The sequence below is a fragment of the Terasakiella brassicae genome (assembly GCF_014641495.1).
In the GTDB taxonomy this organism is placed as follows: Bacteria; Pseudomonadota; Alphaproteobacteria; order Rhodospirillales; family Terasakiellaceae; genus Terasakiella; species Terasakiella brassicae.
In genome coordinates this window covers 47,230-67,848 of record NZ_BMHV01000016.1, presented here as the reverse complement: position 1 = coordinate 67,848, position 20,619 = coordinate 47,230, and the positions used below count along the sequence as shown (strand labels likewise).

At 50.0% G+C, this 20,619-nt stretch carries 16 protein-coding genes; 12 read left to right on the top strand and 4 right to left on the bottom strand.

Going from position 1 to position 20,619, the window contains the following annotated elements:
- Window positions 1–92 precede the first annotated feature (92 nt).
- Both IEW74_RS11765 and rpoH read right to left on the bottom strand, forming a co-directional pair.
- The gene (locus tag IEW74_RS11765) at window positions 93–1,631 is read right to left on the bottom strand and encodes a sensor histidine kinase (protein ID WP_188665245.1); all 1,539 of its coding nucleotides are present in this window, start codon (window positions 1,629–1,631) and stop codon (window positions 93–95) included.
- A gap of 164 nt (window positions 1,632–1,795) precedes the next feature.
- Window positions 1,796–2,686 (bottom strand): RNA polymerase sigma factor RpoH, encoded by an 891-nt coding sequence (gene rpoH, locus IEW74_RS11760; protein WP_188665242.1) that lies wholly within the window; start codon window positions 2,684–2,686, stop codon window positions 1,796–1,798.
- Between the two features lie 441 nt (window positions 2,687–3,127).
- Here rpoH and IEW74_RS11755 point away from each other — a divergent pair, with 441 nt between their 5' ends.
- From IEW74_RS11755 to IEW74_RS11700, 12 genes are all read left to right on the top strand, one after another.
- Window positions 3,128–3,691 carry a UbiX family flavin prenyltransferase gene (locus tag IEW74_RS11755; protein ID WP_188665239.1) on the top strand — a complete coding sequence of 188 codons (564 nt, stop codon included), beginning with the start codon at window positions 3,128–3,130 and terminating at the stop codon, window positions 3,689–3,691.
- 15 nt (window positions 3,692–3,706) lie between these two features.
- A complete protein-coding gene (locus tag IEW74_RS11750; protein ID WP_188665236.1) occupies window positions 3,707–4,855 on the top strand; it encodes an MFS transporter in 1,149 nt (382 codons plus the stop codon).
- A gap of 35 nt (window positions 4,856–4,890) precedes the next feature.
- Window positions 4,891–5,286 carry a hypothetical protein gene (locus tag IEW74_RS11745; protein ID WP_188665233.1) on the top strand — a complete coding sequence of 132 codons (396 nt, stop codon included), beginning with the start codon at window positions 4,891–4,893 and terminating at the stop codon, window positions 5,284–5,286.
- A 127-nt stretch (window positions 5,287–5,413) separates the two neighbouring features.
- A complete protein-coding gene (locus tag IEW74_RS11740; RefSeq protein ID WP_188665230.1) occupies window positions 5,414–6,661 on the top strand; it encodes an efflux RND transporter periplasmic adaptor subunit in 1,248 nt (415 codons plus the stop codon).
- Complete coding sequence (locus tag IEW74_RS11735; RefSeq protein ID WP_188665227.1) at window positions 6,658–9,795, top strand: efflux RND transporter permease subunit; 3,138 nt, start codon at window positions 6,658–6,660, stop codon at window positions 9,793–9,795. The genes IEW74_RS11740 and IEW74_RS11735 overlap by 4 nt, the downstream gene beginning before the upstream one ends.
- 36 nt (window positions 9,796–9,831) lie before the next feature.
- Entirely contained in the window at window positions 9,832–11,481 is a 1,650-nt protein-coding gene (gene pgi / locus IEW74_RS11730) for a glucose-6-phosphate isomerase (protein WP_188665224.1), read from the top strand.
- A complete protein-coding gene (mutL, locus tag IEW74_RS11725; RefSeq protein WP_188665221.1) occupies window positions 11,481–13,340 on the top strand; it encodes a DNA mismatch repair endonuclease MutL in 1,860 nt (619 codons plus the stop codon). Before pgi ends, mutL begins: the two co-directional genes overlap by 1 nt.
- A 55-nt stretch (window positions 13,341–13,395) precedes the next feature.
- Window positions 13,396–13,899 carry an invasion associated locus B family protein gene (locus tag IEW74_RS11720; protein WP_188665218.1) on the top strand — a complete coding sequence of 168 codons (504 nt, stop codon included), beginning with the start codon at window positions 13,396–13,398 and terminating at the stop codon, window positions 13,897–13,899.
- A 122-nt stretch (window positions 13,900–14,021) separates the two neighbouring features.
- Window positions 14,022–14,771 carry a 16S rRNA (uracil(1498)-N(3))-methyltransferase gene (locus IEW74_RS11715; protein ID WP_188665215.1) on the top strand — a complete coding sequence of 250 codons (750 nt, stop codon included), beginning with the start codon at window positions 14,022–14,024 and terminating at the stop codon, window positions 14,769–14,771.
- 28 nt (window positions 14,772–14,799) lie between these two features.
- A complete protein-coding gene (locus tag IEW74_RS11710; RefSeq protein WP_188665212.1) occupies window positions 14,800–16,158 on the top strand; it encodes a glutamate--cysteine ligase in 1,359 nt (452 codons plus the stop codon).
- Between the two features lie 23 nt (window positions 16,159–16,181).
- Window positions 16,182–16,484, top strand: a complete 303-nt coding sequence (locus tag IEW74_RS11705; protein ID WP_188665209.1) for a chorismate mutase — start codon at window positions 16,182–16,184, stop codon at window positions 16,482–16,484.
- 248 nt (window positions 16,485–16,732) lie between these two features.
- Window positions 16,733–18,409 (top strand): methyl-accepting chemotaxis protein, encoded by a 1,677-nt coding sequence (locus tag IEW74_RS11700; RefSeq protein ID WP_188665207.1) that lies wholly within the window; start codon window positions 16,733–16,735, stop codon window positions 18,407–18,409.
- A 47-nt stretch (window positions 18,410–18,456) separates the two neighbouring features.
- Here IEW74_RS11700 and IEW74_RS11695 read toward each other — a convergent pair whose 3' ends face one another.
- Complete coding sequence (locus IEW74_RS11695) at window positions 18,457–19,143, bottom strand: MOSC domain-containing protein (protein WP_188665205.1); 687 nt, start codon at window positions 19,141–19,143, stop codon at window positions 18,457–18,459.
- A gap of 13 nt (window positions 19,144–19,156) precedes the next feature.
- Window positions 19,157–20,590 carry a metalloprotease TldD gene (gene tldD / locus IEW74_RS11690; RefSeq protein ID WP_188665203.1) on the bottom strand — a complete coding sequence of 478 codons (1,434 nt, stop codon included), beginning with the start codon at window positions 20,588–20,590 and terminating at the stop codon, window positions 19,157–19,159.
- Window positions 20,591–20,619 lie beyond the last annotated feature (29 nt).

Below are 20,619 nucleotides of genomic sequence, written 5' to 3'. Positions count from 1 at the left end.
GGGTCTATTTTAAATTTTTCAATCTTAGGCCGCATCCTTCAAATGGGTTAGAAAGCTTCAAAAGTAAGGACAGGGATTTGCACTAAATTAATCTAAATCGTGTAATCCTGATCGCCATCATTGAATAAATCCGCCTCACTGGCCGGAAGAGTAAAAAAGAAGGTTGCCCCTTCGTTCACAGTGGCTTGTGCCCAGATATCCCCGCCATGACGATGAATAATGCGCTGAACGGTGGCCAAGCCAACACCGGTACCTTCGAACTCTTTGCTTGTATGCAGGCGATGGAACGGGGAAAAGAGTTTTTCCGCATAGGCCATGTCAAAGCCAGCCCCGTTGTCGGAGATAAAATAAACAGTATTTCCGTCTTGTTTTAATTTACCAAAACTAATTTGGCTCAGGTCTTTGTGCGAGGTATATTTCCATGCGTTCGCAATCAGGTTTTCCAGCGCAAGACGGAGAAATCTTTTATCCCCCTGTGCGTGGATATTGGGTTCAATATGAAGTTCCACATTACGCTGTGGGGCGGCATGCAGCAAATCTTCAAAGATTTCTTGTGCCAATTTGGACAGATTGACATCATTGCGGTGCAGTTCGCCACGGGTGCTGCGCGATAGTTTGAGAAGATCGTTGATCAATTGGTCCATGCGCGCTGTTCCTTGGCGCACCCGTTCCAGATAATGATGGGCCTGATCATCCAGTTGATTGCCATATTCATCCTGCAAGATATCGCTAAAGCCGGAAATGGTCCGTAACGGCGCGCGCAGGTCATGGGAAACGGAATAGGTGAAGGCTTCCATTTCCTTGTTGGCGGCTTCCAGTTCGCTGGTGCGCTGGCGGACGCGTTCTTCCAGACGTTGATTGAGTAAGGCAATCATTTGCTGTTTTTTCTTCAGTTGGCCTTCGGCGTAATAACGTTGCAGAAGCGTCTCTTGAAATTCCTCCAGAACGGTATTGAGTTTGGCGATGAGCAGACCAATTTCATCTTCCTGATGACCCTTGGGGATGACAAGTATTGTTCGTCCGGGGTTTTGCGGGTCAATATTCGATATACCGTTCAGCGCAGCCATGACAGGTCTGCCCAGCGTAAAGTAAAACAAAAATCCGAAAACAATCGCCAGAATGGTGTTGCGTAAAATACCAAGCAAGACGACAAAACCGGCGCGCTGAATGAAATTTTGCGCAATCAGAAACCTGTCAACCTTAACATGCATTTCACCAATAACGGTTTGACGCTGTTCTTTGATATATAACGGAACCGTATACAGACTGGACCCGGCATCCATTAAAGGGCTGAGCCATTCCAGATTATGAGTGGTCGCCGGGCGTTCCTTAAAGGCCAGTTGCCGTCCAAAATCATCATTGATTTGCGCAAAGCGAATGGGGCGATATTCGAACAAGCCATTGATGACGCGTGTGGCCAGTTCCTCGTTCAGGCTGTAAGCCGCCTGAGCCGCTGATTCTTGTGATGTATTGAGAACCTGACGGACGGTTTTATCAATATATTCCTGTTCGGCACGGAAATCAAAAATGATCTGCCCAATGGAAAGGATGACACCTAAACCCAGCGCAACCAGAATAGCGTTTCGCGTTTGGCGAAAGAACAGCCGTTTCCTCAGCTTGATGTCGTGCATAGTTTCCCCAAACATCCTAACGGTGTAATGGACGTAATCTGCAGGGAGTGTAAAGCATTAATCTGGGGGGAGCAAATTCATATATTGCAGTAGATATCACATCCTGCAATGCAGTTGGATATCTACCACAACGAATAGGAGAGAGTTTTGTGCGTGTACCGTGATCAGGTCAATTGCGGGGCAAGGTTATTGCCCAGAATAAATTCTTTGACCTTTTTAAAGGCACGTGCCTCCAATTGGCGAACCCGTTCGCGTGAAATGCCGTATTCCGCACCCAGTTCTTCAAGGGTCGGCGGTTCTTCGGACAGGTGGCGGCGTTCAAAAATATCCCGGTCACGCTGGTTCAATTCGTCCAGCGCCTGCCCGACGAGTTCATTGCGCATGGTGTGCATTTGTGTGTCGGATGCAATTTTTTCCGGGTTCGGACGGTCATCTTCCAACAGGTCCTGATGTTCCCCGCCTTCATCAATGGACAGCGGAGCATTCAGCGACATATCGCGTGTGGACAGACGGCGGTTGAGGTGCATGACCTCGTCTGCGGTGGCATTTGTTTGTTCTGCGATTGCTGCCGCCTGTTCATCCGTCAGTTCCCCATTGTCGATGATCGACAATTTTCTTTTGGTTCGACGTAACGAGAAGAACAGTTTTTTCTGTGCGGACATTGTCCCAAGACGCACCATTGACCAGCTTTGCAGGATGTATTCTGTCACACTGGCGCGGATCCACCACATGGCGTATGTGGACAGGCGGAACCCTTTTTCAGGTTCGAATTTCTTAACGGCTTTCATCAGACCCACGTTACCTTCACTGATCAAATCAGCAACCGGCAGGCCGTAGCCTTTATAACCCATTGCGATTTTTGCAACCAGACGCAAGTGGCTGGTCACCAGCTTGTGTGCGGCGTCAACATCGCCACTTTCATGGAAACGTTTGGCCAGCATGTATTCTTCGTCCGCGCTCAGGATGGGAAACTTCCAGGCCTCACGCAGATAAGTATTTAAGCTGTCACCGGAATCGCTCGGCAATGCGGGCAGATTTACAGTCGATACGGACATTTGATAACTCCCTATTCTTACAACAGTGACACGCAACTTGATGGTCGAAAAATAAACCTTGTTGTGTGCCGGACACGCTAAAAACAAAGCACGTGTTTTAAAAAATATGTTTGTTGTTTCCGGTGCACTTTATTCATGCACAGGTACAGTAACGTCAGTTTTGCAAGAGGAGAGTGAAGTAGGTCACAGTCATGGTCATATCCTTATTTAAGCAATACGATTTCATGGTCACGTTTTTGTGATTTCCGCCTTTCAGGCACCAAATCAACACGAAAAAGCCCTCAAAATAAGCAACTTTCCCGTTATGTTCTTATTTGTAGGGTGTTTTCCTTAAAAAGTCAAGAATAACTCATTTCCCTAGTTGGGTATTTTCTCTATAACTATGGCAAAAGTATGATTAAATATTCAGAGCCTTATCCCGTCTGTTAGAAGAGGTTGAAGATGACATTGCCCTTGGTGGTTGGCATATCGGGTGCATCCGGTGTGATTTATGGCGTGGAATTGCTGCGTGCCTTGAAAGATATCGGACATCCGATACATCTGGTTGTCAGCGATAGCGCGCAAATTAATCTACAATTGGAAACCGATGTGACCTTGGACGAGGTCAAAGCCCTGGCCGATGTGGTCTATGATGCCAAAAATATGGGCGCGGCTATTTCCAGCGGATCGTTTAAAACCAAGGGCATGATTATTGCGCCTTGTGCGATTAAAACCCTGTCGGGCATTGCAACATCGGATAATTCCAATCTGTTGATCCGCGCCGCCGATGTTTGTTTAAAAGAACGCCGTCGCCTTGTGATGATGGTGCGCGAAACCCCTTTGCATAAGGGGCATCTGGAATTGATGGCGCGGTGTGCGGATTTGGGCGCGACCATTTTACCACCCGTCCCGGCCTTTTATCACAAACCGAAGACCGTACAGGATATTATCCACCAAAGTATCGGTAAGGCACTGGATCAGTTTGATATCGAACATAATTTGTTTGAACGCTGGAAAGGTGTGTAAGTGAGGCAAGCCGGGATGACGTTTCTGGCCCCCAGATTGTCGTCTTTTTATATCGCAATATTTTTTGTGATCGGCTGCATGATGCCCTATTGGCCCGTCTGGTTACAGGCTCGTGGCATGATGGGGGTGGAAATCGGCATTTTAACGGCGATCCCGGTTTTGGGCAAAGTTGTCTTCTCCCCCTTATTTGCCAGTTTGGGCGATAAGCTGGGAGAGCGAAAACGCTTGATGTTGCTGTTTCTTGCCAGTTCGTTTTTTTGTTTTGCCCTGTTTTTCGTTGCCCATAATTTTTATGCTCTGTTTATCATTTCGCTCTTATATGGCATCAGCTGGGCACCGCTAATGTCGTTTGGCGATAACGTAACCCTGCTTGCGACACGCGGGGGGAATATCCAGTATGGACGGCTGCGCCTGTGGGGGTCGATCAGCTTTATCGTCATGTCTTTCGGCTTCGGTTTTGTCTTGGAAGGGCGCGATGTCGGTATCATCTATTGGACTATACTGGGCGCGATTGCCTTGACGTTTATCGCCACACTTGGCTTACCCGATGTGCGCGCTATGCCCTTGGGGCGAGCGGGGCGTCCGGTGCGCACCTTGTTGAAAGACAGAACATTTCAGATATTCATGGCAACGGTGGCCTGTATTCATGGTTCCCACGCCCTTTATTACGGATTTGCAACCCTACACTGGCGTGCCCAAGATTACAGTGATGCGTTTATCGGCTTTTTATGGGCCGAAGGGGTGGTGGCAGAAGTGATCTTTTTTATTTTTGGCGGGCGAATCGGGAATCGTTTTGGGGCCGCCAGCCTGTTGATCTTTGCTGCAATCGCCTGTGTTGTGCGTTGGTCCGTTCTGGCAAATGACCCTGATGTGATTGTTTTATGTCTGGCTCAAACCCTTCATGCCTTGACCTTTGGCGCCATGCATTTGGGGGCGATGAACTTTATCTCACGTACGGTTAGCGTTGATTTTTCTGCAACAGCGCAAAGTTTATACGGTGCATCGGCTTTTGGGGTTGGAGCCGGTATATCGCTGCTGTTTGTCGGTTATTTTTACGAGCTGTTTTCCGGCGGGGCGTTTTTTATAATGACTCTTCTGGGGATTTTTGGGACACTTGCCGGCCTTGTGTTAAGGCAGCGTGAGAAATGCCATATACCCGCTTAAGACGCAGACTGACACAACAAGCAGGATAACATCCCATGAATGCGCCGCACCGCCGCAAGGAGTGGCTGGAATTTAAAGACTGGTGTGTACAGCGAAGATTGAAGGCTTTCCCCGTCCATCCCTGGACGTTATCAGCCTACATTCTATGGCTGGATGCCCATCGCCGTGCGCGCACGTTACATAAACGTGTGGATGTGATTGTTCGGGTGCATCTGCGCGCCTGTGTCCATTCCCCGGATCGTGACCCGTTGGTACAACGCACCTTGGATGCGGTGGAAAAACGCCGTTTAAAGGGTTCTCATAAATCGTTTGATGGGACAGATTTGCTCGAACCGAAAAAGAAGAACCCCACCCCCGTACAGGATAATACCAAGCGCGTCTTGCGCCATGTTCCCCCGCTGGTGAACAAACGCCCGCAAACAGATGCCTGATTCTAAAATCGCGAATTTATTGTGGTTGAGTTGACGATCATCAATTGTGACTTACTTTATCATTTGGTAATATACATTCAATTACAAATGGATCCCCCCCTCTCAATTGACACAAAGGTAATCGGGTATGGAGCTTTGGCAGCGATACAAAAAAGCCATTTTCCCATTGGTTGCAATTTTAATAGGCATTGCCGTCTTTGCGATTCTGAAGGCAACCAAACCACAAACGCCTTTGATGGAGGTTGAGGAACGGTATTGGCCCATTGCCGTTGAAACGGTGCAATTTGAAAATGTCCGTCCACGGGTCCGCAGTTTTGGTGAAATCCGCGCCGGTCGCGAAGCCGAATTACGTGCGCAAGTCTCCGGGCGGGTGATATCGGTTTCCGATAGTTTGGGTGATGGAGCCTCCGTTCGGGCGGGCGATGTTTTAATCCGCATTGATGATTTTGATTATGTGGCCACCGAACAGGAACGCCGCGCCGATTTGCACGAGGCCGAGGCCAAGTTGGTGGAGCTGCAAACCATGTTAAGCGGGGAGGAAAAATTACTGCCTGTTGACAAAAAACAGGTGGATCTGGCCGCCCGGGAACTGGATCGTCAGCGCCAATTGTTGAAACGATCGGCGGTCAGTAAAAAAGCCTATGATGATGCGCAATTGAATCTGAATACGCGGCGCCAGAATGTCTTGGTGCGCGAACAAACGATTGCGCGTTTTCAGTCGCAGATTGTGCAAGCTGCTTCCGCCGTTGAAAAAGCCAAAATAGCCCTGAGCAAAGCGCAGCGCGATGTCGAGGATACTCAACTAAAAGCACCGTTTGATGGCTTTTTAACACAGACGGATGTGACCGAAGGCAAACAGGTTTCCACATCTGATCGTCTGGCCCGTCTGATTTCCTTGCAACGTCTGGAAGTCGGCTTTCACCTTAGCGAAGCTGCCTATGCCCGTTTGACCCGTCAAACCCCGTTAAAGGGACGCACGGTTGAAATTTCTGTGCGTCACGGGGCGGTTGCTGAAAAATTTGAAGGTACGATCGTGCGTATTGATGCCCGTGTAGATGCCGCGACCGGGGGGCGCAACGTGTTCGCCGCCTTATCCGGCTTGACACTGGATACGGATTTACGTCCCGGTTTGTTTGTACAGGTCAATGTCCCGGATGAAGAATATCAATCGGTTGTCTCCCTGCCCGTTCAGGCCGTCCATGACGCGGCTTATGTGTATGTCGTCAAAGACAGCCGTCTGGAAAAACGCGATGTTGAAATTGCGGCACTGGATGGTGAACATGTGTTGATTGCCACGGGTCTGCAAGCCGGTGAACAGATTTGTATCACCCGTTTTGCAGAAATGGGCAGCGGTGTGAAGGTGCTTGTCAAATGACGATGGGCCATAATGAAAGCCGTTTTAACCCGGTCAGTTTGTTTGCGCGTCATCGAACCGCACCAAACTTGTTGATGTTGTTGATGCTGTTGCTTGGCGTTGTCTCGTTAATGCGCCTGAATGTTCAGTTTTTCCCCAATTTCGGGATTGATGTTGTCACGGTTTCGGTGAAATGGTCCGGGGCGGGCGCGGAAGATGTCGATTCCAATATTATACAGGCATTGGAACCGGAACTGCGTTTTCTGGACAGTGTCAAACATGTGAAATCAACCTCGAATGAGGGGCTGGCCTCTATTTCCATTGAATTTGAGGCTGGAACCGAAATGCAGACCGCGCTTTCTAATGTGGAAACGGCGGTTGGCGGGGTCACCACCTTGCCCGAAGACAGCGAAAAACCTGTGATCAACCGCGTTGTGCGTTACGAGCCGATTACCCGTTTACTGGTCAGTGGTCCGTATCCCGAGTCTGCCTTGAAAGCGATTGCCAAAGGCTTACGCGATGAATTGCTGGAACGTGGCGTTGACAAGGTTGATTTGGCAGGCGCCCGCGATGAAGAAATTTGGGTGGATGTTCTGCCGGAAACATTGCGGCGACTGGATTTGAGCATTGATGATATTGCACAGCGGATCAAACAGATTTCACAGGATATTCCGGCGGGTGAAACTGGTGGGATACAAGCCAAACAAATTCGCGGATTGGGGGAAGTCAAAACAGCTGAGGGTGTGGCACAAATTGAGGTACGTGCGCGGGAAAACGGTGAAAAGATTAAATTATCCGATATTGCCCGCGTCAGTGAACAGTTTGACGCCGATGGGGTTGAAGTCCGTTTCAATCAAACGCGTGCGGTTGAATTATTGGTCAAACGGGCGACAACGGCGGATGCATTGGATGTCGATAAAATTGTTACAAAATTTTTGAACGATGTTCGTCCCACCCTGCCCCCAAATCTGCGTTTGGACCAGTACGAAATTCAGGCCAATCTGATTAAGGACCGCATTGATCTGTTATTGGAAAATGGTCTTAGCGGTTTGATCCTTGTTCTGACGATTTTGTTTTTGTTTTTAAATACTCGCGTGGCGTTTTGGGTGGCAGCGGGCATTCCGGTTTCGTTGTTGGCGACCATGTTTGTGATGGAACTGTCCGGGCAAACCATCAATATGGTCAGTCTGTTCGGACTGATCATGGCCATCGGGATTGTGGTGGATGATGCCATTGTGGTGGGGGAACATTCCGAAACATTGCGCAGACGCGGCCTGTCCCCGGCAGAAGCGGCTGAAGGCGGGGCACTGCGTATGCTGACCCCTGTTTTTGCGTCATCCCTGACAACCATTGCGGCCTTTATGCCGCTGTTGGCCATTTCCGATATTATGGGGCAGATTATTGCCGCGATCCCGTTTGTTTCAATCGCGGTGATTATTGCCAGCTTAATCGAATGTTTCCTCGTTTTGCCCGGTCATATGCGCCATGCCTTGAAAGGCAAGCCGGAAGAAGCCAACGGTTTTCGCAAAGCCTTTAATACAAGGTTCAATCGGTTTCGCGATGAACATTTTGCCCGCTTGGTGGCTTGGGTTTTGGAATACCGGTATGGGACATTGGCAATTGCCGTTGCCTCTTTAATTATTGCCGTTGGTTTACTGGTTGGTGGTCGTGTCGGTTTTCAGTTCTTTAAGGGACCGGAAGCCGAACGGATTTTTGCCAATGTGGAAATGGTTGCCGGGACACCGCGTGGGCAAACACAGATTATGGTGGATGAGTTGGAACGCGCCATGTTTGCTGCCAACGAGGAACTGGGCGGTAAATTGATTGTCGCCCATGTCACGAAGGTGGGGACCAAAACATCCGCCAGCGGTGGCATTGGCGGCAAGAACAGTCTGGGCAGTGATCATCTGGGCGGGGTCTATGTTGAACTTGTTTCCTCAGACAAGCGCGATATTCGCACGGCAACGTTCTTGGATTTATGGCGTGAAAGACTGGATGAAAAACCGGGGTTGATCAAATTGACCCTGATCCCGGTTCAAGCGGGACCACCGGGACGGGATGTGGATATTCGGATCAATGGCGACGATATTTACGGGTTGAAACAGGCCTCCAATGAGGTGATGGATTTGCTAAAACGTTATCCCGGTATTTCGGCGATTGAAGACGACCTGCCTTATGGCAAGGAAGAAGCCATTCTGGAACTGACACCGCATGGGCAGGCCTTGGGCTTTACCACACAGGATGTGGCCCGACAGGTGCGGGACAATTTTGACGGTGCGGTGGCGAAGCGTTTTCCACGCGGGGATGAAGAGGTTTTGATCCGCGTCCAGTTTGATCGCAATCATATCAATGAAACCGATTTGGATGGCTTATACCTGCGCAGTCCTTCAGGGGCAGAAGTGCCCTTGACCCAAGTGGTTCGCCTGCGCACAAAAACCGGGTTTGCGACTGTAAAACGCGAAGATGGCACCCGTCAGGTTTCCATCACGGGGGAATTGAATAAATCGGCAACCAGCACCGGGCGCATTATGGAAGCATTACAGCGCGATGACGTGGATCAAATCGCGGCCAAACATAAGGTGGAAATCGAATTTGCCGGCAAGGCGGAAGAAACGCAACGGACCTTTGGCGATATGTTAAGCGGTGTAATTGTCGGCTTCAGTGCGATTTATATTATTTTAGCATGGGTCTTTGCCAGTTATTCCAAACCGATTGTGGTGATGTCGGTTATCCCGTTTGGTTTTGTCGGGGCCGCTTTCGGTCATTTGATCATGGGATATGATTTGACGATCCTCAGTCTTGTGGCCTTGGTCGGCTTAAGTGGCATTGTGGTGAACGATTCCATTATTCTGGTATCCACAGTGAAAGAACATCAGGATATGGGCGAAGAGGCAATGACGGCGATTGCGCGGGGCACGATTGAACGGTTGCGTGCTGTTATTTTGACCTCCGCCACGACGATTGGCGGGCTGACCCCTTTGATGTTTGAAACCAGTTTGCAGGCGCAATTCTTAATACCAATGGCGATTACGATGGTTTTCGGCCTGATGGTGGCAACTTTGTTGGTTCTGGTCGTTATTCCCGCGTTGCTGGCGGTATTGGAAGACCTGAAATCTATGAGATCGGGGATTCCTTTTTTGAAAAAAAACGTCTAGGGTGTTTTTTTAGACAGCAAACAAGACGATTTTTTCATGAGCGCCCTGACAGATAGCCCGGCATGGCAAGCCCTTTTGGATCATCATCAAGAGATCAAGGACGTGCATATGCGCGACTTGTTCAAAAAGGACCGAGGCCGTTTTGAACGGTTTTCCGAACGATCCAGCGGGTTGTTACTGGATTATTCCAAAAACCGCATTACTGAAAAAACAATGGGCTTGTTGGGGGATCTCGCGCGTTCTTGCGGCGTGGAAGAAGCCCGCGACCGTATGTTCAATGGCGCACATATCAATACAACGGAAGACCGTGCGGTTTACCATGTCGCCCTGCGTAATCGTTCCGATCGGGCGATGATTGTGGATGGTCACGATGTCATGCCCGAGGTCCGGGCCGTTTTGGAAAAAATGCGCCATTTTTGCGATGATGTGCGCGAAGGGCGTTGGCGTGGTGTAACCGGAAAACGCATTCGTACCATCGTCAATATCGGGATCGGCGGATCTGACTTGGGTGTGATTATGGCTTTGCAGGCATTGCGTAGCTATCAAAGCGATGATCTGACACCGCGTTTTATTTCCAACGTTGACAGTTCTCACCTTGTAGAAACCCTACGTGGACTGGATGCAGAAACCACCTTGTTTATTGTGTCATCCAAAAGTTTCACCACACAGGAAACCTTGCTGAATGCGACATCCGCGCGCACCTGGTTGATTAAGAAGTTAGGCACTGACGCGGTGCGCCATCATTTTGTTGCGGTCTCCACCAACGAAGAGAAAGTCTGTGATTTCGGGATTGATACCGATTACATGTTTCCGTTTTGGGATTGGGTCGGGGGACGTTATTCCACATGGTCAGCGATCGGTCTGGCGATTGCGCTGGTGTTGGGCATGGATAAGTTTGAGGAAATGCTCGAAGGGGCATTTGCGATGGATGAACATTTTCGGACCTCCCCCATCGAACATAATATCCCGATTATTATGGCGATGCTGGGGGTATGGTATGCAAATTTCTTTGGTTGGTCCACGCACGCGGTTTTACCCTATGACCAGTATCTGACGCGTTTTCCGCAATATCTGCAACAGGTGGATATGGAAAGTAATGGCAAGCGGGTTGATCTACAGGGTCGTCCGGTGGATTATCAAACAGGTCCGATTGTGTTTGGGCATGCCGGCACCAATGCGCAGCATTCGTTCTTTCAGCTGTTGCATCAAGGCAAATGGGATGTGTCGATGGATTTTATCGGGGTGGCGAATAATCATCACCCCTTGCGGGATCATCAGACGATTTTGTTGTCCAATTTTTTGGGGCAGACCAAAGCCTTGATGTGGGGGAAGACAGAAAAAGAAGTTCGCGCACAACTCAAGAAAAAAGGGGTGAGTGCCGAACGGATTGATCAATTGGCCCCCCATATGACCTTTCCCGGTAATAAGCCGACCAATTCGCTGGTTTTGCCGTTGATTACGCCGTTCACAATCGGACAATTACTGGCCCTTTATGAACATAAAATCTTTGTGCAGGGGGTCGTCTGGAATATCAATTCATTTGACCAATGGGGGGTGCAGTTGGGGAAAGAATTGGCCCGTGATCTCGCCCCGCAAATTACCGGGGAAGCCCCGATTATGGGCAATGATTGTTCGACGCAAGGCTTGTTGAAATATATGAAACTGTTGAAGAAGGAATACGATTGATGGGCATCCGCCTTCTGCCGCAAACCCTGATCAACCAAATTGCCGCCGGGGAGGTTGTGGAACGTCCGGCCTCTGCCATGAAAGAACTGGTGGAAAATGCCATTGATGCCGGGGCCACCCGAATTGACGTGGTTATGAAAGAAGGTGGACGCGTTCTTTTATCGGTCAGTGATAACGGGTCCGGGATGGATGCGGATGAATTGGAACTGGCGGTGCAGCGTCATGCAACCTCGAAAATCCCGGATGAAGATTTATTCAATATCGCCACATTGGGTTTTAGGGGAGAGGCCTTACCGTCAATCGGATCTGTGGCGCGGATGTCGATTACGTCGCGTAACAAAGACAGCGAAAACGGCTGGTGTATCCGTGTGGAAGGCGGCGAGGTCGACGGACCGGAACCGGCTGCCCATGCCCAAGGGACACGTGTGGAAGTGCGTGATTTGTTTTTTGCAACACCGGCGCGCCTGAAATTTTTAAAAGCGCCGCGTACGGAATTAAATCACGGCATTGATATGCTGAAACGTCTGGCCATGTGCCACCCTGAGATTGCCTTTACCCTCAGCGATGGTGTGCGCACCCTTTTAAATTTGCCCTCCAGTCAGGGTGAGTTATTTGCAGCCATGCTGGATCGATTGCGCGCCATTATGGGCCGTGAATTTGGGAATAATTCTGTTGTGATTGATGCAGAACGCGACAATGTCCGTTTGACCGGGCATGTCAGCCTGCCAACGCTGAACCGGGGCAATAATGCGTTGCAATTTTTCTTCGTAAATGGTCGTCCGGTGAAAGATAAGCAGCTTTATGGGGCCGTGCGCGGGGCTTATCGTGATTTTTTGGCCCATGACCGTCATCCGCTATTGGCCTTGTTTATCGAATTGCCACCGCGTGCGGTGGACGTCAACGTCCATCCGGCCAAGGCTGAAGTGCGGTTTCGCGATGCTCAAGGGGTGCGCGGTCTGATTGTCAGCGCCTTGCGACAAGCCTTGAACGGGGCGGGACATTTGGCGTCTAGCACGGTGGCTGAAGATGCACTGGCCGCCATGCAAGCCCCGTACATGCGTGAAATGGATCCGGCCACCGTCGAAATGGCGCGTGCGATTACATCCAAAGGCACGAGTAGCGGTTTTTCCCATTATAATCCGATGCCCCCACCCAGCGAAGGTTTGCGCGAGGCAGCGGCACAGTTTCAGGCCCCCTTAAGCGGGCTGGATGCCCCCCTTCAAGCCAATCGGCGCGAATCGTCCGATGCAGATTATGATATTACGGGGGAACAATATCCCTTGGGTGTGGCGCGTGCACAGTTACATGAAACCTATATTGTCGCCCAAAGCGGGGATGCCATTATTATGGTGGATCAACACGCTGCCCATGAACGTCTGGTCTATGAGCGTATTAAAAAAGATCTGGAAGCCACAGGCGTTAAACGTCAAGGCTTGTTGATCCCCGAAGTGGTGGAACTGGACATGGTTGATGCCGATCGTCTGGTTGCCCGTGCGACAGAATTGGAAGAATTGGGACTGGTGATTGAAAACTTTGGCTCCGGGACGGTGGTTGTGCGTGAAATTCCCGCCATGCTCGGGGCGAAGGTGGATATTCAAGGATTGGTCAAAGATGTTGCCGATAGTCTGACGGAGGTTGACGAAGCCATGTCATTGCGCGACCGCCTAATGGATGTTTGCGGATCAATGGCCTGTCATGGGTCCATTCGTGCCGGGCGCCGTTTAACGCTGGATGAAATGAATGCCTTGTTGCGTGAAATGGAAATCACACCGCATTCCGGTCAGTGCAAACATGGTCGCCCGACCTATGTAGAGCTGAAACTCAAGGATATCGAACGGTTATTCGGGCGCAGTGGTTAGAAAAAATTTTGGAATCTTTGTAATTTGTTAAGGGTCTTTTGCCAGCATAAGAGCCATGAGACATTTTACTTATACTTTCACGCTTCTTTCAGCACTGCTGCTCTCATGGACGGCAGAGGCTGCCGGTTTTGAATTTTTGGGTCCGCAAGGCGATTGGGATGTTTTTGCGGATAAAAAATCCAATGCGTCCGTTTGTTATATTGCATCTGTGCCTTCCAAGGCGAGCCATACCGACAAACGCGGGGACATCTACGTGCTGGTGACCATCCGCAAGTCCGAAGGGCTGAAGGATGTTGTCAGCTTCCACCAAGGCTATCCACTGGATAAATCCAAGGATGTTCAGGTTACGATTGGCAGCGCAAATTTCAAATTGTTTGCTTCTGGCGAAACGGCGTGGACCTACGAAACAAAAGATGATCAGCGTTTGGTCAAAATGATGAAAGCCGGCGCCACCATGAACGCCGTTGGTATTTCCACACGCGGGACAAAAACCACGGATACCTACTCCCTGAAGGGGATTTCGGCGGCTTATGCAGCCATGCGCAACGCCTGTTCTTAAAAAGCCTTTCTTTTTATGACGCTTTTCCCTTGGTCTTGTGACCAGCTGGGGATATAAAAAAATTATTGAATGCGTCCGGCTCACGGGGATGTCTGTGGGCCGCTTGGCTTTTTTGGGAAGAGATGGCGAACCTTATCCGTTTATTTATCGATGGGGATCTGGCAACTGGCAATCAGCTGGATTTGCGCGAAGACCAGGCCCATTACGTGAATAATGTCATGCGATTGCAGGTCAAAGACCGCGTGGCTGTTTTTAATGGCTGTGATGGGGAATGGCAGGCAAGGATCGTTTCTGCGCGTAAGAAAAAATGTTTGATCGAAATCGAGGATAAGACAAGGGATCAGGATAGTTGTCCCGATCTTTGGCTTGTGTTTGCGCCGATTAAAAAACAACGTATGGATTTTGTCGTTGAAAAAGCAACCGAGTTGGGAGTCGCCGCACTCGTTCCTGTGATTACCCAGCGGACCATCACTTCGCGCATTAATACGGAGCGACTTCACGCACAAGTGATCGAAGCCTCCGAACAATGTGAACGACTTAACATTCCCGATATAAAAGAAGCCGTATCTTTGGCGCAGCTGATAAAAGATTGGCCGCAGGAACGCAGACTTTTCGTGTTGAACGAACAGGGTGGGGCACCGGCAATCAATCTTGGCTTACAGAATGCGGATTCACAAGAACCGGCTGCTATTTTGGTGGGGCCGGAGGGTGGTTTCGATCCATCCGAACTTGACCTTTTGCTGAAACTGCCGTTTGTTACGCCGCTAAGTATTGGACCCCGTATTTTACGGGCCGATACGGCTGCTTTGGCAGCACTTAGCTGTTGGCAATCCGTCCTCGGAGATTGGCAAACGCCACTTCGGGAAAGATAAAAAAAGAAGTTTGATAAGGACACCTGAAATGGGTAACAAATCCGTTGTCGTCGACAATAAACAACAATTGGTGGACTATCTTGCCAGCGGCTGTAAACCAAAATCCGATTGGCGGATCGGAACGGAACATGAAAAATTCGCCTTTTGTACGAAATCCCTAAGGACACTGCCCTATGAGGGTGAAAAATCCGTTCGCGCCCTGTTGGAAAATATGTCCCGGTTCCCGGAATGGGAACCCGTCTTTGAGGCTGGCAATATCATTGCCCTGAAAGGCAATGACGGATCGTCAGTGACCCTTGAACCGGGGGGGCAGGTTGAATTGTCCGGTGCACCGCTGGAAAATATTCACCAAACCTGCAAAGAAGTCGGGACGCATTTGGAACAGGCCAAAAAAGTGGCGGCTGAACTGGATGTCAGTTTTCTGGGATTGGGGTACCAGCCGAAATGGTCGGTAGACGATATTCCGTGGATGCCCAAGGGGCGTTACAAGATCATGCGCGAATATATGCCGAAAAAAGGCACGCTTGGTCTGGATATGATGAAGGCGACCTGTACGGTACAGGTTAATCTGGATTTTGCTTCTGAAACAGACATGGTGCGTAAGTTCCGTACATCCCTTGCCTTGCAGCCGATTGCAACCGCACTTTGGGCAAATTCACCGTTTCGCAATGGCAAACCCAATGGCCTGCTGTCTTTCCGCTCCCATATCTGGACGGATACGGACCCGGATCGTTGTGGAACATTGCCTTTTGTCTTTGAAGACGGTTTTGGCTTTGAATCTTATGTGGATTATATGCTGAATGTGCCGATGTATTTTGTTTATCGTGACGGTAAATATATTGATGCGTCCGGTCAGTCGTTTAAAGATTTTATGGCAGGAAAATTACCCGCCTTGCCGGGGGAACGTGCCACCCTACAGGATTGGGAAGATCATCTGACAACGGCTTTTCCCGAAGTCCGTTTGAAAAAGTTTCTGGAAATGCGCGGGGCCGATGGCGGGCCGTGGAATCGTCTGTGCGCGTTACCGGCATTCTGGGTGGGTCTTCTTTATGATGATCAGGCCTTGGACGAGGCGGAACAACTGGTGAAAGACTGGTCACTGGCCGATAATGAATATTTGCGTGAACGTGTCCCCTATACGGCCTTGAATACCGAATTTAAGGGACAAACCATTGGTGATATCGCCATGGATGTGCTTGATATAGCTCAAGGCGGTTTGAAACGTCGCGGTGTAGTCAATAGTCAGGGTCAGGATGAAAGTAAATTTCTTGAGCCGCTTTACACAATCGCGGAATCCGGTCAAACGCAGGCGGAAATTATGCTCAAAGAGTTTGAAACCCGCTGGAAAGGTGATATTGATCAGGTCTTTAAAGATCACGCCTATTAATTTGAATAGCCTAAGAGATTAAAATGCCCAAAGCCGTTACCTGTCATTCTTTGCAAGATGTACGCGACAATATTGATCGCCTGGACGAAATTATCGTCGATTTGCTTGCTGAACGGATCGGCTATGTGCTTCAGGCAGCACAATTTAAAGAAACGCGCGGGGATGTCCGCATTCCCTCGCGTATCGAATATATTGTGGAACGTGTGCGCCATTTTGCGGAAGAAAATGCAATGGACCCGGACATGGCGGAATCAATCTATCGTCATATTATGGAAGAATCAATCGCACGCGAGGAAATTCGTTGGGATAAAATTAACCAAAGTTAATCCCCTTATCGCAGCTTTATACTACAAGATTGATTACATCTTAATGTTTTAAACGCAGAAGATGTGATAAATCTGTAATTGATAAGTCATCGACCCGTTCCCACCTATTGAGCTTGATAGGCATTTCCACTGTGACAGTGGGGGGAAGATGTCTTGAAGAGGAGCTGATTGTGGGTTGGATCTCGAGAAGTATCTTGTGGAAGATTATCCTTCCAGTACCCGTTGCTGCCCTATTGGCGGTTGTTTTAATGTTTTTTGTTGTTCCCGGAATGATGCGGGACAATGCCGTCGAAAATGCGGTGGATTCTGCCACACAAACGGTCAATCAATTTAAAGCAATTCGGGGTTATTATACCAAGAACGTTATTCAAAAGGTTTTGTCGGAAAGTAGTCTGGTTCCGAGTGTCGATCATAAAACGATGGCAGACGGTGTGCCCCTGCCGGCAACGTTCATCCATGATATGAGTGAGCTGTTGTCCAAAGAAGACACGACCATGCGTCTTTACAGTGCGTTTCCCTTTCCCAACCGGGCCGATCGCACCCTTGATGCTTTTGAACAGGAAGCCTGGGATAAAATTTCCAAAAACAAAGACCTCAAGTTTGTAAATACCGTTGAGAAAGACGGCAAGACAATCGTTCGGGTTGCCATTGCCGATCTCATGTCGGCGGAAGCCTGTGTGACCTGTCATAACCATCGCCCCGATACACCCAAAGATGACTGGAAACTGGGCGATGTGCGCGGTGTGCTGGAAGTGGATACAGCCATTGATGCGGTCATTGCCCGTGGGGATCAAATTGCGATGACGATGGTTGTTTTTACCTTGCTATTGGGAACCATTTTAACCGTCGTTGCCTTACTGAGTGCAAAATCGGTGGCAACCCCGATTACACATATGACCAATATCATGAACGAATTTGCCGAAGGGCGCAGCAACGTTGAAATCCCGACAACCAAGCGGGTCGATGAAATCGGTAAGATGGTAAAGGCGATTACAACCTTTAAAACAAATCGGGAGCGTCGCCAACGGGATTTGGAAGAACAGAAACAGCGCGAAACTCAGTTGCTGGAAAGACGCCGTTTGCAAACTGAGAAAATGGCGAATGATTTTGAAAAATCCATCGGTTCTATTGCCAATGATCTGGGCGATTTCACCCGCAATCTGGATGTGGCGGCAGAACGTATGAACGCAGTGTCTTCGGATGCCCAAAATCAGGCAGGCGAAGTCGCCAATATGGCGGATCAGGCCACGCGTAATGCCGAAACCGTGGCGGCAGCGGCGGAAGAATTAACGGCTTCCATCGGTTCCATCACCAATCAGGTGTCCCATGCCAGCGAAGTGGCGACAGGGGCGCGTGATCAGGTGAGCGATACCAACGACAAAATCCGCAAATTGGCTGATGCCGTGGATAAAATCGGGGAAGTCGTGCAGTTGATCAGTGGCATTGCCGAACAAACCAATTTGTTGGCACTGAATGCAACGATCGAGTCCGCGCGTGCAGGTGAAGCAGGTAAAGGCTTTGCTGTTGTGGCAGGGGAGGTGAAGAACCTTGCCAATCAAACGGCACGTGCCACGCAGGATATTGCCGATCAGATTGCCAATATTCAGTCTGCCACGGACGAGTCGGTGGAGGCAATGGAAGGGGTTGCCCGTGTCATTGGCGAGATTAATGAAATCTCGGCCACAATTGCGGCATCTGTTGAACAACAAGGAGCCGCAACACAGGAAATCTCGCTTAATGCGCAAGAAGCTGCGGCGGGGACCAGTCAGGTTTCTTCCACCATTGCCAATGTGAATGAAGCCGCGATTGAAGTCGGGCAGTCTTCACAGGATTTGGCAGGATCGGTCAAGCAATTGAATAAGTTGTCGGATGATCTGGGTGAAGAAGCCAAAGCCTTCCTCAACCACATTCGCAAAGAGGACTAAGAAGAACAACAGTGCTGCCTTTTGAAAATAAAGACAGCACTGTTTTATTATCCCTTCAGACGTGGGCCTGTGTCTTCCGCATATCCCTTCTCGGCTTTTTTCTCAAAAGCGGTGCGCCAGCTTGTTGATAAAACATCCAGATTGGCGAGTTCCTGTGCGGTGTCTGCATCAATTTTGGAATTGAAGCGCGCTTGAATGAGCCGTTTGATCGACCAGTCCGGGCAAGGACGTTCCAAAAGGTCCATTGTATCACCGACTTTAACCTGCCCATTTTCCAGAACACGATAATACCAGCCGGTCAGCGCGGTTTGCTGAAATTGCAGGGCGAAATTGCGGATACCGATATGTTTTGTCAGTTTCCAACAAGGTTGGCGACCTTGGCAGACCTGCACCTTTGCCGTTCCCAGACTGAGGATATCCCCCAGGCACAAGTTCTCTTCCGTCAGTCCGGTTGTTGCAATATTTTCACCGAAGCAACCGGGCACAAACAGCTCAGCCTGTTCGGGATGTTCTTTTTGCCAGAAATCCATATGGTCGCTGGCGTAATGGTGAATGGCTTTTTCCGGTCCGCCATGAACTTTCAAATCCGCCTGCTCATCGCGCAGAAAACCGTTTTCATCCAGTTCAAGCGGTCCGTCCGTGTAGGTTTTGGCAATGGCCGAGGGGGCTTTGTCCGGCCATCTTTCTTCGACCTTACCAACGTACAGTCCGATAATTTTTCCGCTGAGGTTCATGGGGGGGAAGTCCTTACATATCTGTGCCACCGACCGTGATCGGGTCGATTAACAAGGTGGGTTGACCCACGCCAACGGGCACGCCTTGTCCGCCTTTGCCGCAGGTGCCGACACCGGGGTCGATTTCCATATCATTGCCGATCATTTTTACTTTGGTCAGGCAGTCCGGGCCATTGCCGATCAGGGTTGCGCCCTTGACCGGGGCACCGATTTTGCCGTTCTCAATCATATAGGCTTCGGTGCAGCTAAAGACGAATTTGCCGGAGGTGATATCGACCTGACCGCCACCAAAATTCACGGCATAGAGACCGCGCTTAACCGAGGCAATGATTTCCTGCGGATCTTTGTCCCCGCCCAGCATATAGGTATTGGTCATACGCGGCAGGGGCATATGGGCGTAAGATTGACGACGACCATTGCCGGTGGGTTTTTGCCCCATCAGACGGGCATTCATGCGGTCTTGCATATATCCGGTCAGAATGCCGTCTTCGATCAAAACGGTATTTTGCGACGGGGTGCCTTCATCATCAATGGTCAAGGAACCACGCAAATCAGGCAAGGTGCCGTCATCCACGACCGTCACGCCGGGGGCCGCGATGCGTTGCCCCATCAGACCTGCGAAAGCCGATGTCTGTTTACGGTTGAAATCGCCTTCTAACCCGTGGCCGATGGCTTCATGCAATAAAATACCGGGCCAGCCGGGGCCGAGAACCACTGGCATCTCCCCTGCCGGGGCGGGAACAGAGTCCAGATTAACAAGGGCTTGGCGCAGGGCTTCATCACAGGCTGGTTTCCAACGCCCTGCTTTGAAGAATTCTTCATAGGTCGTGCGCCCGCCAAAGCCGTGCGAACCGCTTTCCATTTTGCCGTCTTTTTCCACAACAACAGAAACATTGAGGCGCACCATCGGGCGGATATCAGCCGCCTGTGTGCCATCTGCGCGGATAATGCGCACGGCTTGCCACGATCCGGCGATGGAAGCCGTGGCCTGCTTGACCCGGCTGTCTTTACTGCGCAAGTACGCATCAATTTCTTCCAGCAATTTAACCTTGGTTTCAAACGGCACAAGGTTAATCGGGTTGTCATCGATATAAAGCGATTTATTGGTGCCTTGCGGGGCGTCACTCATGGTGCCGCTATGACCACTATGAACGGCCTGAACGGTTGTGCAGGCCCGATCAATTGCGCCTTGATCCAGATTGGAGGCATGGGAATAGCCACTGGCTTCACCGGCGACACTGCGTAAGCCAAACCCTTGGGCGGTATCGAAACTGGCACTTTTCAGGCGACCATCATCAAAGCCAAGGGCTTCGCTTTGGCGATATTCGAGAAATAACTCCCCATCATCAGCCCCGTTCAGTGCGTTGGTGACGCTGGCTTCAACCTGAGCTTGATCCAGTTCGAAGCGGGAAAAGAAAAGATCGTCGGTGGCTTTAAAATCGGACATGGGGTGCCTTTATCGTCAGAAGAGAGTAT

Coding starts and splice junctions, on each gene's coding strand:
- IEW74_RS11765 (WP_188665245.1), bottom strand. CDS start 1,631: ATGCACGACATCAAGCTGAGGAAACGGCTGTTCTTTCGCCAAACGCGA.
- rpoH (WP_188665242.1), bottom strand. CDS start 2,686: ATGTCCGTATCGACTGTAAATCTGCCCGCATTGCCGAGCGATTCCGGT.
- IEW74_RS11755 (WP_188665239.1), top strand. CDS start 3,128: ATGACATTGCCCTTGGTGGTTGGCATATCGGGTGCATCCGGTGTGATT.
- IEW74_RS11750 (WP_188665236.1), top strand. CDS start 3,707: ATGACGTTTCTGGCCCCCAGATTGTCGTCTTTTTATATCGCAATATTT.
- IEW74_RS11745 (WP_188665233.1), top strand. CDS start 4,891: ATGAATGCGCCGCACCGCCGCAAGGAGTGGCTGGAATTTAAAGACTGG.
- IEW74_RS11740 (WP_188665230.1), top strand. CDS start 5,414: ATGGAGCTTTGGCAGCGATACAAAAAAGCCATTTTCCCATTGGTTGCA.
- IEW74_RS11735 (WP_188665227.1), top strand. CDS start 6,658: ATGACGATGGGCCATAATGAAAGCCGTTTTAACCCGGTCAGTTTGTTT.
- pgi (WP_188665224.1), top strand. CDS start 9,832: ATGAGCGCCCTGACAGATAGCCCGGCATGGCAAGCCCTTTTGGATCAT.
- mutL (WP_188665221.1), top strand. CDS start 11,481: ATGGGCATCCGCCTTCTGCCGCAAACCCTGATCAACCAAATTGCCGCC.
- IEW74_RS11720 (WP_188665218.1), top strand. CDS start 13,396: ATGAGACATTTTACTTATACTTTCACGCTTCTTTCAGCACTGCTGCTC.
- IEW74_RS11715 (WP_188665215.1), top strand. CDS start 14,022: ATGGCGAACCTTATCCGTTTATTTATCGATGGGGATCTGGCAACTGGC.
- IEW74_RS11710 (WP_188665212.1), top strand. CDS start 14,800: ATGGGTAACAAATCCGTTGTCGTCGACAATAAACAACAATTGGTGGAC.
- IEW74_RS11705 (WP_188665209.1), top strand. CDS start 16,182: ATGCCCAAAGCCGTTACCTGTCATTCTTTGCAAGATGTACGCGACAAT.
- IEW74_RS11700 (WP_188665207.1), top strand. CDS start 16,733: ATGTTTTTTGTTGTTCCCGGAATGATGCGGGACAATGCCGTCGAAAAT.
- IEW74_RS11695 (WP_188665205.1), bottom strand. CDS start 19,143: ATGAACCTCAGCGGAAAAATTATCGGACTGTACGTTGGTAAGGTCGAA.
- tldD (WP_188665203.1), bottom strand. CDS start 20,590: ATGTCCGATTTTAAAGCCACCGACGATCTTTTCTTTTCCCGCTTCGAA.